Raw genomic sequence first — 15,392 nt, forward strand, 5'->3', positions numbered from 1 at the left:
TCACAAAGATGTGAGCAAACAGCGTTGTGGCTTATTGACGTTTTAATGCAAAATGAACAAATTGCTGACCGCGGTACGTCATAGTGCCAATATCACCTGGATGTAAAGCATGGTAATAATGAATACCAATCATGAATTCACGTTTAGGTCCGCCTGCTAGTGGTTGAACATAAAACCAATACTCTTCATCTTCCTCTCCTGGCTGAGCACCAATAATACGGTTACTTTGTTTATCTAAAATCTGAACTTCAATCTTTTTTTCTGGTGCATCAATACCTAAGATATGACGGCGATAGTTATAGATAAAATAGGTTAATGCCAGTAGTAATAGTAGGCATAGTACGACAATAATCCATGTCGGCATTCCCTAGCTCCTTGGTGGTTATTAAATAAATACAACGATATTATTCACAGCAAATTTATACATACCTAACTTTGGATAATAAAAGCGTGATCTGAATACAATTATTTTACAAAAACACTATGTTGAATGGGTAGCTTAGGTAAGGTAATCATAATTGGATATTTAGGGAGGTGATGATGGATATTGAACAAGTCATTAAGAGTTCACGCCGGCTAGAAGACTTATTACGCCAGCATTATCACGCTAAGGGTACTGACTTAACACAATTGGTTGATAGCTGTGGTAATCGTTTTCCTGACGAAATCTCGATCAAATTAAATAAAATCAAGCTGATACACCAAAAATTGATAGCGAATGATGTTATCGACACTAATAACTATCAGTTGTTTATGGATTTATGTGCTGAGTGTGAAGTGGAATTAATGCCACGTAGTAGTCGCTTGGTGTGGGGAGCTGCTGTTTTGCTTTTGGGTGGGATTACGTTAGCGGCGTTAGGGTTCTATTTTTATCATTGGCAGCATATTACGTTATAACAATACTGAATATTTACAGGGTAGATAAAAAAATGGCGCCATTAGGCGCTATTTTTTTGTTTCTTGAATGAGGCTTAGTAAATAATGGGTAGTGTCATTAGACCAACAACAACAGCAATCATTACAAGGCCTTGTTTTTGTGAATGTGTCAGCATGTTTTCAATCCTTGGTGGTGGTGTGTTTTTTTATCTTGACAACAAAGATAACATGTTTTTAACCATGTTGACAAGGTGAGGTGGTGATTATCTTGGATAAAAACATTTTAGAGTGACAATAAAAGCCTTTTATCACTATTAAAACAGTGTTTTCTTTGGTGTTGTTTTTATGTTAATTGGTGTTGCTTGCCTTTTTATTAAGTTTACTCTTTGTTTTTAATGTGATTTTTTGTTTTCTTGTGATGGTTGATTATCATTCTTAATGATTTTTGTTATAAATACGCAAAAAATGGAGATATTTAACTGTAATGCTATTTTGGCGTTATTTTTTAAATGTATCATTTTTGGGGGTTATAGATTTTGTATGAAAAACAGCTAAGTTGTTGGTTTTTCATTATTTTTAAATATTTAATACATTGTTTTTATCTGTTTATTCAATGTTAGTTGGTTTTATATGTTATTTTTGTTTTTTTGTAATGTTTGAAGATAACCTTTTGTATTTTATTGCTTTTTTAATTTGGTTTTATTTTTATATTGGTTGTTTTTGGGGTTTTTATGTGTTTTGGTGAGGTTGTTTTATTTGCTTTACGTAGTGATTTGGCTACTGACATCATAAAATGGGTTTAATATTAGATACAGAGATTTGATTATTTATTGCTATCTTTAAATGACTATTACTCAAGTTATTGGAGAAGGAGTATGACGGATCAACAATGGCAATGTGTATATAGCGCAGGAAACAGTTTAGAAGCCTATAGTTTAAAAGGTTTATTAGAAAATGCAGGGATATCGGTACGGTTGACGGGGGAAGCATTAGCCGCAGCAGCAGGAGAGTTACCGATGAGCGTGGTTGAAGTACAATTATGGGTGATCGGATTGCAATGGCAACAAGCGTTGGTGGTGATAGAAAATTATTTACGTAACGATTATCTTGATTGGCATTGCGATCATTGTGGTGAAGTTAATCAGGGGCAATTTGAATTATGCTGGCATTGTCAGCATGATCGTGACGGGTAATACGTCGGTGTTTGAAGTATGAAGAAATTAAAGCGAGCATCAGTGATGTTGCCCGCTCCATAGATGTTACATCATGTGTTTACGACGAATATCAAGTAGTGCGAAGATACCAAAAATTAAAATTGACCAATACTCCCAACGCGACATGTTGATTTTATCACCAAACGCACCAACGAAAATCAGCATTTGTAAACCGTGCATCATGAACAAAAATGCGGTCATGATATAAAGCGCTATTGCAGAAACGCCAGGGAAAGGGTGGACGATATTAATAAACAATACCAGCCATACTAAGGCTATCGCTATTTTGGCAGTAATGATCAGTGCTTTCATGGTTCCTCTCTAGCGAATAAACGGTAGCACACTTGGCCTGCGTTTTTTTCGCGATGTAAATGCCAGTGGCTAGGAATTGCCAACTGACCTAATTCCTTTTCTGCTTCAATATAAATCATTGCATGTGGTGTTAACCAGCCATTATTTTCTAACGCTGTGATAACATCTTGAATAAGATCTTTTCTAAACGGTGGATCGATAAAAATAATATCGTGTGGCGTACCTGTTTGTGACAAAAAGCGTAAACTGTCGCCATTTATCACGGTGGCATTGGTTGCTTTTACTGTGTTGAGGTTGATTTCAAGTTGTGCGGCGGCTTTTGTATCAAGCTCAAGCATAGTGACGCTTTCTGCACCACGAGAAAGTGCTTCAAAACTTAAACCACCGCTACCAGTAAAGAGGTCAAGGCATTTAGATTGATAAATGTCTTGCGCTAACCAGTTGAAAAGTGTTTCTTTGACACGGTCAGTGGTTGGACGGAGTCCTTCGACATCATGAACGGGTAATTTGCGTCCACGCCATTGTCCGCTGATGATTCTAACGAACCCACCAGGACGATTATTTTGTGTTTTGCGAGTTGTTTGCTGTCTTCGCTGCGTCATAGATTTTTTTGACCGTTAAGAAAATGATAGTATACACCTGTTTTTAGGCCGTAAATTGTACCAATCAAGCGCTAGGATTTGCCAATGGCAGAAAAAAAGAAACGCGGATTATTTTCATGGCTAGGATTTAGCTCTGAAGATAACGACGCACCAAAGGAACAAGCTACTGATCAATCAGTAGTTGATGGCTCGGTTGATAGCCAACAATCAACACATTCCTCTGACGATGAGCCGTTGAAAGCCAGTCATAATCATGATCTTGAGCTAGAAACACCCATCGACTCAGAATTAGTAGCTGAAACGAATGATCGCCAATTGGCTGCAACGTTGCAAGAAAATGATCATCAAAAAGACACCTTAGTGACAGACAGTGTTATTGATGATAAAAATGTAATCGCAGACAATACCCAACAACCTTTAGTAGATGAACCTAATGATGATAGTAAGCTATTACTAACATCAGCTGAGGATACTGCTGAAGAGGTAAGTGGTAGTGAGACAATTACCACGGCTGATGATATTGATGTGACTGTGGTTACCACTGCTGTTGAACAAGAAAAACCAAAATCAGAAGGCTTTTTTAGCCGTCTAATGCGTGGTTTAAAACGCACAAAAACCAACTTTGGTGCTGGTTTCTTTGGTTTGTTCCGTGGTAAACAAATTGATGATGAGTTATTTGAAGAACTAGAAGAGCAATTATTAATTGCTGATGTGGGGATGGATACCACATTAAAGATTATTAATAACCTGACAGATAAAGCGTCTCGTAGTGAATTGCATGATGGTGAAGCATTATACGGTTTATTAAAAGATGAGTTGGGTGAAATGCTGGCAAAAGTTGAGCAGCCATTAGTGGTTGATATGACTAAAAAGCCTTATGTTATTTTAATGGTCGGCGTAAATGGTGTCGGTAAAACAACTACCATAGGTAAATTAGCCAAACAATTCCAAGCTGAAGGCAAATCGGTAATGTTGGCGGCAGGCGATACTTTCCGTGCCGCAGCGGTTGAGCAGTTACAAGTCTGGGGTGAACGTAATCATGTTCCCGTGGTCGCTCAACATACCGGTGCCGATAGTGCATCAGTGATTTTTGATGCGATTGAATCCGCTAAAGCGAAAAACATTGATATTGTTATTGCTGATACCGCAGGGCGTTTGCAAAACAAAGGCAACTTAATGGAAGAGTTACGTAAAATTGTGCGAGTAATGCAGAAGGTTGATATCGAAGCACCGCATGAAATTATGCTGACATTAGATGCTGGTACAGGTCAAAATGCCATTAGTCAGGCAAAATTATTTAGTGAAGTGGCGCCGGTATCGGGGATCACTATCACTAAATTAGACGGTACTGCTAAAGGTGGTGTTATTTTTGCAATTGCTGATCAATTTAATATTCCGATTCGTTATATTGGTATTGGTGAAGGGATTGATGATTTACGACCGTTTGCGGCCGATGAGTTTATAGAAGCGTTATTTAGCAACGAGGAATGATAAAGTGATTCGATTTCAGCAGGTAAGTAAAGCTTATCGTGGTGGTAGGCAAGCCCTACAAAAAGTAGATTTTCACCTTAAACCAGCAGATATGGCTTTTCTAACGGGTCACTCTGGAGCCGGTAAAAGTACCCTGCTGAAGTTAATTTGTGCCCTTGAGCGTCCAAGTGACGGTAAGATTTGGTTCAATGGTCACGACATTACTCGATTGCCGAATAAGCAAATCCCATTTTTGCGCCGCAATATTGGTATTATTTTTCAAGATCATAAGCTTTTAATGGATCGCAGTGTTTTCGATAATATTGCGTTGCCATTACGGGTTGAGCAAATGAATGAACATGATATCAAGCGTCGTGTGAGCGCAGCGTTGGATAAAGTTGGATTATTGGATAAGGCAAAATGTTTGCCTATCCAATTATCTGGCGGTGAGCAACAGCGCGTGGGTATTGCGCGTGCTGTTGTTAACAAACCAATGTTACTGTTGGCCGATGAACCAACGGGTAACCTTGATGCAGAATTATCACAACAAGTGTTGCGATTATTTGAAGAATTTAATCGCGTTGGTGTCACTGTATTGATGGCAACGCATGATACCTCATTGCTTGCTAGCCGTGATTATCGTCGTTTAGATCTACATAAAGGTAATTTAAGGGAGTTTGCACATGGCGCGTAAATCTATTGGTTTTTTTGCAATTCATCGCCAACAAGCAAGCTCTGCACTAAAAGACATGTTTCGTCGTCCATTGGGTAATTTTTTAACCCTTGCGGTGTTGGCGGTCGCATTAACCTTGCCGTGTACCTTTTATTTAATGGCAAAAAATATCACTGCAGTCGCTGATGCATGGCAGAATCCAAGTCAAATCACCTTGTATCTACAGCATGACGCGACCAATGACGACGGTCAGGCTTTGGCGGATAAAATTAAAAAGTGGTCACAAGTTAATAGCGTTAAATATATTACTGCTGATCAAGGATTAGAACAATTTCGTCAAAATGGTGGCTTTGATAAAGCTCTTAGTCTATTTGATGAGCAAAATAATCCTTTACCTGCGGTAGTGATTGTTGAGCCGAAAAGTGATTGGCAAACAACGGCTAAAGCCAATGAATTAGCCTCAAAATTAGGTCAGCAAGATCACGTTGCAGAAGTCCGTTTAGATCGTGATTGGCTACAGCGTTTAGCGGCAATTCAACAGTTAGCAGTTGCGTTAGCGTTATTAATGTCAGGCTTAATGTTATTTGCAGTGTTCTTAATTGTTGGTAATACTCTGCGCTTACAAGTGCTTAGTCATAAAGATGAAATCCAAGTCATGAAAATGGTGGGTGCAACCAATAGTTATATTCTACGTCCTTATCTGTATATCGGCGTGTGGTATGGCTTGATTGCCGCATTAATTGCATGGGGGTTAACCCAAGGGGTGAGTTTATTATTAGGTGATGCTGTTGCACAGCTATCTAATTTGTATGGCAGTAATTTTAGAATGTTAGGACTAAGTTGGGATGAAAGCTTGATCATGATAATGGTTGCAACCTTCCTTGGTCTGATGGCTGCTCGTTTAGCTGCTGGACGTCATTTGCGTGAAATTAACCCGGTATAAGCGTTGTTGTTAAGGGTTTTAAAACAACACGATAATAAAAAGTGATGCTTATAAGCATATATATTTGCGCTACGGCTTGCATTTTAACCATGTTTACAGGCATCATTGTTGGTTCACACAACGTTAGCATATGCTCAATAACCGTTGTGATTGCACAAAAATTACACGAGGTTTTCGAATGTCAAATGAGATGTCGAAATTAGTTCTAGTTTCGGCGGATAGTCTTGAAAGTTATATTCAGACTGTAAACCGTTATCCAATGCTAACACCTGAGCGTGAGAAGGAGCTTGCTGAAGCTCTACACTATGACGGTGATATTAATGCTGCTAAAGCGTTAGTGATGTCCCATTTACGATTCGTAGTACATATTGCGCGTGGATATTCTGGCTATGGCTTACCTATTGCTGATTTAATTCAAGAAGGCAACATTGGCTTGATGAAGGCGGTTAAACGCTTTAATCCTGAAGTCGGCGTTCGATTAGTGTCGTTTGCGGTACATTGGATCAAAGCTGAAATCCATGAATATGTACTACGTAATTGGCGTATCGTTAAAGTTGCTACCACCAAAGCGCAACGGAAATTATTTTTTAATTTACGTAAATCAAAGAAGCGTCTAGGTTGGTTTAATAATGACGAAGTGAACATGGTCGCTAAACAGCTCGGTGTAGAACCAGCAGAAGTACGTGAGATGGAGTCACGTTTAGCGGCACAAGATCCGACGTTTGAAATGCAAAACGATGATGATGAACGTGACTCAACGCCTATGGCTCCCGCTTATTTCCTTGAAGATAAAGGCTCAGATGTTGCCTTGAGTTATGAAGAAAGTAATTGGGAAAATCATGCCAATAATCGCTTATCACAAGCATTAGCCAGTCTTGATGAACGCAGTCAGCACATTGTCCGTTCGCGTTGGCTTGACGATCAAAAGTCGACGCTACAAGATTTAGCCGATAGTTATGGTGTTTCTGCTGAGCGTATTCGTCAGCTAGAAAAAAATGCCATGAAGAAGCTCAAAGATGCCGTTGGTGATTTTTACTAATAAGTGTCATTAATCGATGTAATAAAAACCGACCTTAGTGTCGGTTTTTTTGTAGCTGTTGATCGTCTTAATTGGTGGTGGATAATCGTGATTTGATCAGCTGCGGTTATCTACCTGATTTTATATGTTATAGGTCACATTTGTGAATAGTTGTGTGTATGCTTAGCTAACTTATCCACAGCTTATAGTAGGATCCGATCTACATATAGTGGATCTTTTTATAGCAAACCACATTATCAACGCAATCCACAGATTTTTCCACAGCTGGTTACTTTGTGTGCGGTTGGTAATTGTAATCAGTAATAACCCCTTGTTGGTATTGAACTGTTATTGTTGTTGCGGATGGTTATTATGTGGATAAAGCCTTATTTTTTGGTGGGAGATACCGCAGTTAAGCTGAGGTACAATAGTCATTAACTGCCGTTTTGAGCAGATCAATTGTCAGGATCGTGTGTTGTCGATCTCATTTCGATAGCATCGATCGTGATCATAAATAGTATTTGCAGCCATTGCTATTCACGATATTGCCACTCTTAAAAGGAAGAACCATGGAACAGTTTCAACATATTTCAGTACAAGATGCCCTGCAATTATTACAACAACCACAAGCCGTATTGGTTGATATTCGCGATCCTCAGTCTTATGCACTAGCGCATGCTCAAGCAGCCTTTCATCTTACTAACGATACAATAGTAACATTGATGGATGAAGTTGATTTTGAACAACCATTATTAGTGATGTGCTATCACGGTGTCAGCAGTCAAGGCGCCGCGCAATATTTAGCTAATCAGGGTTATGAGCAGGTGTATAGCGTTGATGGTGGTTTTGAAGCTTGGCGTCGTGAAGCCTTACCTATGGTACAAGCTTAGTTAAGTTTGCCATTGATAAAATAAGAATAACTTGGCAGATGTTACGTGTCTTTAAGTTACACATTGCCGTTTTTACTACTTATTTATGTCCTACCCATTAGAGTGATAACTATGCATCGCTTAGCTGAATTTTATAACCCTCGTCATGCGCAAGCATTTATTGATTATATGGCTTCGCGAGGTATTGAACTGACTTTAGCGCCAGAGCCTGAAGGGAAGTTCGCGCTATGGTTATCTGATAGCCAATATCTGATAGAAGCCGAAGCTGAATTAAAGGTATTTATTGCTAATCCCAATGATAGTAAATATCAAGAAGCATCATGGCAAGTTGCAGAAAGCCGTACTGCAAAATTTGATTATTCCAGCCCTAGTTTAGTGTCGATGGTCAAAGCGCAAGCGGGTCCATTTACCTTGTTGGTGATGGTGGTGTCACTGGTTATTTACGGATTGTGGTTATTAGGGTTTGAATCACTGCTGTTTAATTGGTTCCATTTCCCATTTATGAATGGCGATCAATGGCAGTTGTGGCGTTATTTTAGCCATGCATTACTGCATTTTTCAGCGCTGCATGTGATTTTTAACTGTTTGTGGTGGTGGCTCTTAGGTGGGCAGATTGAACGCCATAGTGGTTCTGCAAAACTCGTCCAGTTGTTTTTGATCTCATCATTGATTTCAGGTTTTGGTCAATTCTGGTTGGATGGACCTAATTTTGGTGGCTTATCTGGAGTCGTTTATGCCTTATTAGGTTATATCTGGTGGATGGGTTGGCTTGCACCACAGCGTGGGTTAGTGATTGCTCGCTCTTACGTGGTGTTTATGTTGGTGTGGCTTGTTATTGGTTTTGCTGAACCTGCTGGCATCGCAATTGCCAATATGGCTCATCTAATGGGACTATTAACTGGCTGTGCGATTGCTTTTGTGGATGCTAAATTACTGCGTTTTAAACACTAGCTTTGTGCTTGTTTCCCCTGCAACTACCACGGCGATGTTAAGCCTACTAATATCACTGTGGTAGTGATTATTATATTGATATTAACTAAAGCTGTTGATTATTTGATAGTGAGTCCAATGTTGATATAAACCCGCGCTATTTTCATATCTATTCATATTTATCTGTCTGTCTTTGACTGTTTTCACATTTTTAATCAACCATTCGCGCAATAATTCGCGCTGTTTTGATTGATATCGAAAATAAAACGATTGTTTGTGGCGTTAAATCCAAAAAACAATCCCCACAAGATGCCAGTAACGTATTGATATACGTCAACGGTACACGCTGCCCTACAGTAGTGAGATAACAGAAAGGAACATCTATGTTTGGTTTATTTACCCCCGTTGCGCATAAACAGCGCTTGCCTGATGGCAGTATTGATCCGGTCTATAAGCGGTTACGGTGGCAATTGTTTGTTGGTATTTTTTTTGGTTATGCTGGCTACTATTTAGTGCGTAAAAACTTTTCACTCGCGATGCCATATTTGATTGAAGAATATGGCTATAGTCGCGGTGAATTGGGGGTTGCGTTAGCGGCAGTATCAATTGCTTATGGCTTATCTAAATTTTTAATGGGGAATGTATCGGATCGATCCAATCCTCGCTTCTTTTTAGCCTCTGGATTGATACTGTCGTCGATAGTGATGCTGTGCTTTGGTTTTATGCCATGGGCGACAGGCAGCATTACTGCGATGTTTGTGTTGTTATTTTTGAATGGCTGGTTTCAAGGGATGGGATGGCCGGCTTGTGGGCGAACCATGGTGCACTGGTGGTCACATAAAGAAAGAGGTGGATTGGTTTCGGTATGGAATGTAGCCCATAACGTTGGTGGCGGTTTAATTGGTCCATTATTTATATTTGGTTTATGGGCGTTTAATGATGATTGGCGTTCTGCTTTCTATGTTCCGGCTTTCTTTGCACTGCTGGTGGCTGGGTTTACCATCTTAGTGATGCGTGACACTCCGCAATCTTGTGGTTTACCACCGATTGAAGAATACAAAGACGATTATCCTGAAAGTTATGATAAGTCGTTTGAACAAGAGATGACGGCGAAAGAAATTTTCTTTAAATATATTTTTAATAATAAATTACTGTGGTTTATTGCGATTGCGAACGCGTTTGTTTATTTGATTCGCTACGGTGTTTTAGATTGGGCTCCTGTGTATTTAGGCGAAGCAAAAGGCTTTACCGTGGATAAGTCATCATGGGCCTATTTTCTTTATGAGTGGGCTGGTATTCCTGGGACGTTATTGTGCGGTTGGATATCCGATAAGCTGTTTAAAGGTCGTCGTGCGCCTGCCGGAATTTTATTTATGGCCCTAGTGACCGTTGCGGTATTGGTCTACTGGTTGAATCCTCCTGGTAATCCAAGTGTCGATATGATGGCATTGGTTGCGATTGGTTTCCTTATTTATGGCCCAGTAATGTTAATTGGTTTGTATGCGTTAGAACTTGCACCTAAAAAGGCCGCAGGAACCGCCGCTGGATTAACCGGGCTATTTGGTTATTTAGGGGGGGCGGTGGCTGCAAACGCATTGCTTGGTTATACCGTTGATCATTTTGGTTGGGACGGTGGCTTTATTGTTCTAACGGGATCGTGTGTACTAGCTATTTTCTTCTTTATTATTACCATGATTGGTGAAAAGAAGGCCTATAAACAGCAACAACTTGAGTTACAACAGCAAAATGGATGATTAAATTTGGCTTCTTAGTTGAGCTGTAGGTAATATGAACAGGCTTCGCATTGGCGAAGCCTTGTTTTTATTACCTTTCATTGCTGAATATGGCAGGTATAGATAGGAGCTTTCTCAGCCGTGAAGCAAAGTAAACGTCATCAAGAAATTATTGATTTAGTTATGAGTCAGGGATACGTCAGTACGGATGATCTTGTGGCACGTTTTAATGTAAGCCCACAAACTATTCGTCGTGATCTTAATGAATTGGCTGATGAAAATAAAATTCGTCGTCATCATGGTGGCGCAACGGTTCCTTCTAGTTCAGTTAATACTGCTTATACCACCCGTCAGGTATTACAATTAGAGCAAAAAGATCGTATTGCTCAAGCGTTGGTGAGCCATATTCCAGATGGCGCAACCTTATTCATTGATATCGGAACCACCCCAGAAGCAGTGGCTCGTGCGTTAATGAATCATAAGGATTTACGGATTGTCACCAATAACTTGAATGTCGCCAGTTTATTGATGGCGAAGGAAGATTTTCGCGTTATTTTAGCTGGCGGTGAGGTGCGTAATCGTGATGGCGGTATTGTCGGTGAAGCAACTCTCGATTTTGTGTCACAATTTCGGTTAGATTTTGGCATTCTAGGTATCAGTGGTATTGATCTTGATGGTTCATTATTAGATTTTGATTACCATGAAGTTCGCGTTAAGCAAGCGATCATTGAAAATAGTCGCTGTGTGATGTTAGGTGTTGATCATACTAAATTTGGTCGTAATGCGATGGTGAATTTAGGCGATATTAGCCAAGTTAATATGCTGTTTACTGACCAACTTCCTCCTGTCAGCCTTGTTGAACGGTTGCAGGAAAATGAGATCCATTTTGAAGTGGTGGTGTAAACGCTTACCGCGATAAATAAATACTGCACTAACGGGCTTCTATTAAAGAAGCTCGTTTTTTTTAGCCAAAATAGCAATAAACATCAAATTTGCGCTAATGATCAAACTTATGTCACAACAATATTAACTAAGGCTGGATTAGATCAATATATACGCTATTATCAAATCAATTACTTTCGAACGAACATTTATAGTTCGTTTTGTTATGTTTGATTGAATAGGTGTGAACATTATGACAGTAGCATTAAGCGGCCTCGAAAATAGTCAAACGTTAGATTTAATTGTGATTGGTGGCGGCATTAATGGTACTGGCATTGCTGCTGATGCCGCGGGTCGCGGGTTGAGTGTCGGTCTTTATGAAGCAGATGATTTTGCTTCTGCGACCTCATCAGCAAGTTCTAAGTTAATTCATGGTGGCTTACGTTACCTTGAGCATTATGAATTTCGATTAGTAGCAGAAGCCTTAGCTGAGCGGGAAGTGCTACTTAAAAAAGCGCCTCATATTGCCAAACCAATGCGTTTTCGACTGCCACATCAACCGCATTTACGTCCCGCATGGATGATTCGTGCTGGATTATTCTTATATGATCACTTGGGTAAACGTACCACTCTCCCTGCCAGCAAAGGGTTATCATTTGGTGCTGAATCAGTATTAGTACCCTCGATTAAACAAGGTTTTGAATACTCTGATTGCTGGGTTGATGATGCGCGACTGGTGATTTTAAATGCGATGGAAGCTGACCAAAAAGGCGCTGAAGTACGTAATCGCTGTCGAGTAGAACAAGCCGTTCGAGAAGGGGATTTGTGGCGTGTCACCATTAAAGATCAATTGTCGGGTGAGGTTTTTCAACGTTATGCGCATGGGTTGGTGAATGCGACCGGACCTTGGGTGAAATCGTTTTATGATCACAGCACTGATTTGATTTCTCCACGTAATATTCGGTTAATTAAAGGCTCCCATATTGTGGTGCCACGGGTACATGATCAACCACAAGCGTACATTCTTCAAAATGAAGATAATCGGATTGTGTTTGTGATTCCATACTTGGATCGCTTTTCGGTGATAGGCACCACCGATGTTGAATACCATGGTGATCCACGTGATGTCGCTATTGATGATCAAGAAATTGATTATTTACTGAAGGTGTATAACAACCATTTTTTGCACCAATGCCAGCGAGAAGATGTGGTATGGAGTTGGAGTGGGGTTCGACCATTGTGCGATGATGAATCCGATTCTCCACAAGCGGTGACACGTGATTATACCTTAGAGTTAGAGCAGCAAGCAGATGAAGCGCCTTTACTGTCGGTCTTTGGTGGTAAGCTCACTACCTATCGAAAATTGGCAGAATCAGCGTTAGCTAAGTTAGCGCCATTTTATTCTCAAATGGGCCCATCTTGGACCAAAGACAGTTATTTGCCTGGGGGCAGTGCTGATTTTGATGGTGATAAATTAGCCACACAGTTGCAGCAACGGTACCCATGGTTAACGACGTTTACTTGTCAGCGCATCGCACATAATTATGGTATTCGAGTAGAGACGTTATTCGCTGGAATCACCACTGAAGCTGAAATGGGACAACATTTCGGTGAAGGAATTTATCAGTGTGAACTTGATTATCTAATGGCGTATGAGTTTGTACAAACCGCAACTGATGCGCTATGGCGTCGAAGTAAATTAGGTTTGTATTTAACGCCATTACAACAACAATTGATTGGTGATTATATTACAGAGCACCAACCACAAGCAGTGATCGCCGCCGCATAGCCATTATTATAGAAAGCGGCCATAAAAAAAGCGCCTTTGGGCGCTTTTTTTATGGGTAATTATTGGTATAAGTATTTAGTAAACAACAGTTCATTGACCGCGGTCTGACCCGTTTCAACAACTAATAATTGGTTGATTTTCTGTTTGGTTAACTGACGAATTTTTTCACGTCCTGCCAAGGATTTTATTTGTTGTTCAGGTTGCTGGTTAATAATGCTGATAATGCTATCGCGAATCAGTGGCGCATGATGTTCAATTGTAGCAAGTTGATTACTGTCGGTGAGCATTAAGTCGACTTGGACTCGAATATACCCGAGACGAGTACCATTAATGACATAATTAGTTATGATATCAGGCGTTAAGGTGTAATAACTAATACCTGGCTGAGTCGACTCAGTTGCGGGCTGTTTTGCATAAGTCATTGGTGAAAAGAATGTTATCGCCACCAAGAAACTTATTACAAAAACAGTTTTTTTCATCATGATACTCATGCAGTTAGGGATATTTAGACGTAACAAGGTGTAATCTACTAGCGTTAACGATATTCGAAGTCGTTACCTCTTGCTACAATAGCAGATCAATATGGTAATAAATTAACCGCTTTCTACCAAGTGTTTTGATCACGAGTTTGTTAATTTTGTAGTATAAAAAATGTCGAAATTCAAGCAGTTGTACAGCCCATTGATCCAGAGTGCCAAATGGTACTCGGTGCAATCATGGGCATTAGAACAAACATCACATGGAGCCTGGTTGCTAGAATCGGCATCATTGTCGCGTCGATTAGCACAATATTGTCAACATTTTACGGTGACAGTGCTAACCCAAACAATGATCAGCAACAGCCATCTGTCAGTTATGGAACGGCAGCTTGTCGGTGACTGTGATTGTTTAGAACGAGAAGTGATGCTTTATGGTGATCAACAACCATGGGTATTTGCGCGAACATTGATTCCAATGACAACCTTAAGTGGTGAGGAACAAGATCTCGTCGATTTAGGCAATATACCGTTAGGTTATCGTGTTTTTAATGATAGAAATTCACGCCGTGACGCTTTGGAAGTCGCCAATCTTGGCACTCAACAGCAACCTCGATGGGCACGACGTTCGCGATTATGGATCAATGAAAAGCCAATGCTGGTGGCGGAGCTATTCTTAACCGAATCGCCAGTATATGCTAAGGAAAAAGGATGTTAGAAATAACCAAAGCCAGAGCTTTTTGGCAGTTAGCCCGTTTTGATCGCCCGATTGGCAGTTTATTGTTGTTATGGCCAACCTTGTGGGCGTTATTTTTAGCTGGGGATGGTTTTCCTAAATTAGATGTATTAGTGGTGTTTGTGCTGGGGGTGGTGTTTATGCGCGCCGCGGGTTGCGTGATCAATGATTTTGCAGATCGCAATGTTGATGGCCATGTAAAGCGTACAGCTAATCGTCCAATGCCATCAGGGAAAGTTTCTGAACGTGAAGCGTTAGGGTTATTTATTTTATTGGTGTTAGTGTCGTTTTTATTAGTACTCACCATGAATAACCTGACCATTATGTTGTCGGTAGTCGCTGTAATACTGGCTGCGGCTTATCCATTTATGAAGCGTTATACTCATTTACCACAATTGGTATTAGGGGCGGCATTTGGGTGGTCAATTCCGATGGCATACGCTGCTCAATCGGGTGCGTTACCTGTCGTGGCATGGTTATTATTTGCAGCTAATATTTTATGGACCATTGCTTACGATACGCTGTATGCGATGGTTGATCGTGATGATGACCTCAAGGTTGGAATTAAATCTACCGCGATTCTTTTTGGTCGGTTTGATAAATTAATTGTGGGTATATTACAGCTAACAACGATCATGTTATTGATTGCTATCGGCGGTATTTTACAATTAAATCAAGGCTATTATTGGTCATTATTATTAGCTTCAGCTTTGTTTGTTTATCAACAAATGTTGATTCAAGGCCGCCAACGTGAACAATGTTTTAAAGCCTTTTTAAATAATAATTACGTCGGAATGGTGATATTTATCGGTATTAGCCTGAGTGTATTATGGCAATAAGCGATCAAT

General features: G+C 40.1%; 17 protein-coding genes. 13 read left to right on the forward strand and 4 right to left on the reverse strand.

Going from position 1 to position 15,392, the window contains the following annotated elements:
• Positions 1–31 precede the first annotated feature (31 nt).
• Positions 32–364 (reverse strand): DUF2500 domain-containing protein, encoded by a 333-nt coding sequence (locus Q0V26_RS08935; protein WP_297480859.1) that lies wholly within the window; start codon positions 362–364, stop codon positions 32–34.
• Between the two features lie 176 nt (positions 365–540).
• Between Q0V26_RS08935 and Q0V26_RS08940 the strand changes: the two genes are divergently transcribed.
• A complete protein-coding gene (locus Q0V26_RS08940; protein WP_297480862.1) occupies positions 541–897 on the forward strand; it encodes a DUF4145 domain-containing protein in 357 nt (118 codons plus the stop codon).
• Between the two features lie 854 nt (positions 898–1,751).
• On the forward strand, positions 1,752–2,069 hold the full coding sequence (locus tag Q0V26_RS08945; protein ID WP_297480864.1) for a DUF2007 domain-containing protein: 318 nt from the start codon (positions 1,752–1,754) through the stop codon (positions 2,067–2,069).
• A 66-nt stretch (positions 2,070–2,135) separates the two neighbouring features.
• On the opposite strand, the gene Q0V26_RS08950 is transcribed toward Q0V26_RS08945, so the two are convergent.
• A complete protein-coding gene (locus Q0V26_RS08950) occupies positions 2,136–2,402 on the reverse strand; it encodes a DUF1145 domain-containing protein (protein WP_297480867.1) in 267 nt (88 codons plus the stop codon).
• Complete coding sequence (gene rsmD / locus Q0V26_RS08955; protein ID WP_297480870.1) at positions 2,399–3,004, reverse strand: 16S rRNA (guanine(966)-N(2))-methyltransferase RsmD; 606 nt, start codon at positions 3,002–3,004, stop codon at positions 2,399–2,401. Before rsmD ends, Q0V26_RS08950 begins: the two co-directional genes overlap by 4 nt.
• Before the next feature lie 84 nt (positions 3,005–3,088).
• On the opposite strand from rsmD, the gene ftsY reads away from it, so the two are divergent.
• From ftsY to glpD, 9 genes are all read left to right on the forward strand, one after another.
• On the forward strand, positions 3,089–4,495 hold the full coding sequence (ftsY, locus tag Q0V26_RS08960; protein WP_297480873.1) for a signal recognition particle-docking protein FtsY: 1,407 nt from the start codon (positions 3,089–3,091) through the stop codon (positions 4,493–4,495).
• 4 nt (positions 4,496–4,499) lie between these two features.
• Positions 4,500–5,168: a cell division ATP-binding protein FtsE gene (ftsE, locus tag Q0V26_RS08965; RefSeq protein WP_297480875.1), complete on the forward strand. Its 669-nt coding sequence runs from the start codon at positions 4,500–4,502 to the stop codon at positions 5,166–5,168.
• Entirely contained in the window at positions 5,158–6,090 is a 933-nt protein-coding gene (ftsX, locus tag Q0V26_RS08970; RefSeq protein WP_297480878.1) for a permease-like cell division protein FtsX, read from the forward strand. Before ftsE ends, ftsX begins: the two co-directional genes overlap by 11 nt.
• Positions 6,091–6,268: 178 nt before the next feature.
• On the forward strand, positions 6,269–7,129 hold the full coding sequence (rpoH, locus tag Q0V26_RS08975) for an RNA polymerase sigma factor RpoH (protein ID WP_297480881.1): 861 nt from the start codon (positions 6,269–6,271) through the stop codon (positions 7,127–7,129).
• A gap of 548 nt (positions 7,130–7,677) precedes the next feature.
• Positions 7,678–7,998 carry a thiosulfate sulfurtransferase GlpE gene (glpE, locus tag Q0V26_RS08980; RefSeq protein WP_297480883.1) on the forward strand — a complete coding sequence of 107 codons (321 nt, stop codon included), beginning with the start codon at positions 7,678–7,680 and terminating at the stop codon, positions 7,996–7,998.
• A gap of 111 nt (positions 7,999–8,109) precedes the next feature.
• Positions 8,110–8,949, forward strand: a complete 840-nt coding sequence (gene glpG / locus Q0V26_RS08985; protein WP_297480886.1) for a rhomboid family intramembrane serine protease GlpG — start codon at positions 8,110–8,112, stop codon at positions 8,947–8,949.
• 362 nt (positions 8,950–9,311) lie between these two features.
• Positions 9,312–10,682, forward strand: coding sequence for a glycerol-3-phosphate transporter (glpT, locus tag Q0V26_RS08990; protein ID WP_297480888.1), 1,371 nt, complete (start codon positions 9,312–9,314; stop codon positions 10,680–10,682).
• Positions 10,683–10,802: 120 nt separating this feature from the next.
• Positions 10,803–11,564 carry a DeoR/GlpR family transcriptional regulator gene (locus tag Q0V26_RS08995; protein ID WP_080159234.1) on the forward strand — a complete coding sequence of 254 codons (762 nt, stop codon included), beginning with the start codon at positions 10,803–10,805 and terminating at the stop codon, positions 11,562–11,564.
• 232 nt (positions 11,565–11,796) lie between these two features.
• Complete coding sequence (glpD, locus tag Q0V26_RS09000; RefSeq protein ID WP_297480893.1) at positions 11,797–13,332, forward strand: glycerol-3-phosphate dehydrogenase; 1,536 nt, start codon at positions 11,797–11,799, stop codon at positions 13,330–13,332.
• Between the two features lie 59 nt (positions 13,333–13,391).
• Here glpD and Q0V26_RS09005 read toward each other — a convergent pair whose 3' ends face one another.
• Positions 13,392–13,811 (reverse strand): flagellar basal body-associated protein FliL, encoded by a 420-nt coding sequence (locus Q0V26_RS09005; protein WP_297480896.1) that lies wholly within the window; start codon positions 13,809–13,811, stop codon positions 13,392–13,394.
• Between the two features lie 172 nt (positions 13,812–13,983).
• Here Q0V26_RS09005 and Q0V26_RS09010 point away from each other — a divergent pair, with 172 nt between their 5' ends.
• The gene (locus tag Q0V26_RS09010) at positions 13,984–14,526 is read left to right on the forward strand and encodes a chorismate lyase (protein ID WP_297480898.1); all 543 of its coding nucleotides are present in this window, start codon (positions 13,984–13,986) and stop codon (positions 14,524–14,526) included.
• Positions 14,520–15,383, forward strand: coding sequence for a 4-hydroxybenzoate octaprenyltransferase (ubiA, locus tag Q0V26_RS09015; protein WP_297480900.1), 864 nt, complete (start codon positions 14,520–14,522; stop codon positions 15,381–15,383). The genes Q0V26_RS09010 and ubiA overlap by 7 nt, the downstream gene beginning before the upstream one ends.
• The last annotated feature ends 9 nt before the right edge of the window (positions 15,384–15,392 follow it).

Source organism: uncultured Photobacterium sp. (genome assembly GCF_947039875.1).
In the GTDB taxonomy this organism is placed as follows: Bacteria; Pseudomonadota; Gammaproteobacteria; order Enterobacterales; family Vibrionaceae; genus Photobacterium.

Bases quoted from the DNA above. Each gene is read 5' to 3' on its own strand.
- ubiA (WP_297480900.1), top strand. From the start codon at position 14,520: ATGTTAGAAATAACCAAAGCCAGAGCTTTTTGGCAGTTAGCCCGTTTT.
- Q0V26_RS08945 (WP_297480864.1), top strand. From the start codon at position 1,752: ATGACGGATCAACAATGGCAATGTGTATATAGCGCAGGAAACAGTTTA.
- Q0V26_RS08940 (WP_297480862.1), top strand. From the start codon at position 541: ATGGATATTGAACAAGTCATTAAGAGTTCACGCCGGCTAGAAGACTTA.
- glpG (WP_297480886.1), top strand. From the start codon at position 8,110: ATGCATCGCTTAGCTGAATTTTATAACCCTCGTCATGCGCAAGCATTT.
- Q0V26_RS08935 (WP_297480859.1), bottom strand. From the start codon at position 364: ATGCCGACATGGATTATTGTCGTACTATGCCTACTATTACTACTGGCA.
- glpD (WP_297480893.1), top strand. From the start codon at position 11,797: ATGACAGTAGCATTAAGCGGCCTCGAAAATAGTCAAACGTTAGATTTA.
- ftsY (WP_297480873.1), top strand. From the start codon at position 3,089: ATGGCAGAAAAAAAGAAACGCGGATTATTTTCATGGCTAGGATTTAGC.
- Q0V26_RS08950 (WP_297480867.1), bottom strand. From the start codon at position 2,402: ATGAAAGCACTGATCATTACTGCCAAAATAGCGATAGCCTTAGTATGG.
- rpoH (WP_297480881.1), top strand. From the start codon at position 6,269: ATGTCAAATGAGATGTCGAAATTAGTTCTAGTTTCGGCGGATAGTCTT.
- glpT (WP_297480888.1), top strand. From the start codon at position 9,312: ATGTTTGGTTTATTTACCCCCGTTGCGCATAAACAGCGCTTGCCTGAT.
- Q0V26_RS09010 (WP_297480898.1), top strand. From the start codon at position 13,984: ATGTCGAAATTCAAGCAGTTGTACAGCCCATTGATCCAGAGTGCCAAA.
- ftsX (WP_297480878.1), top strand. From the start codon at position 5,158: ATGGCGCGTAAATCTATTGGTTTTTTTGCAATTCATCGCCAACAAGCA.
- Q0V26_RS09005 (WP_297480896.1), bottom strand. From the start codon at position 13,811: ATGAAAAAAACTGTTTTTGTAATAAGTTTCTTGGTGGCGATAACATTC.
- rsmD (WP_297480870.1), bottom strand. From the start codon at position 3,004: ATGACGCAGCGAAGACAGCAAACAACTCGCAAAACACAAAATAATCGT.
- glpE (WP_297480883.1), top strand. From the start codon at position 7,678: ATGGAACAGTTTCAACATATTTCAGTACAAGATGCCCTGCAATTATTA.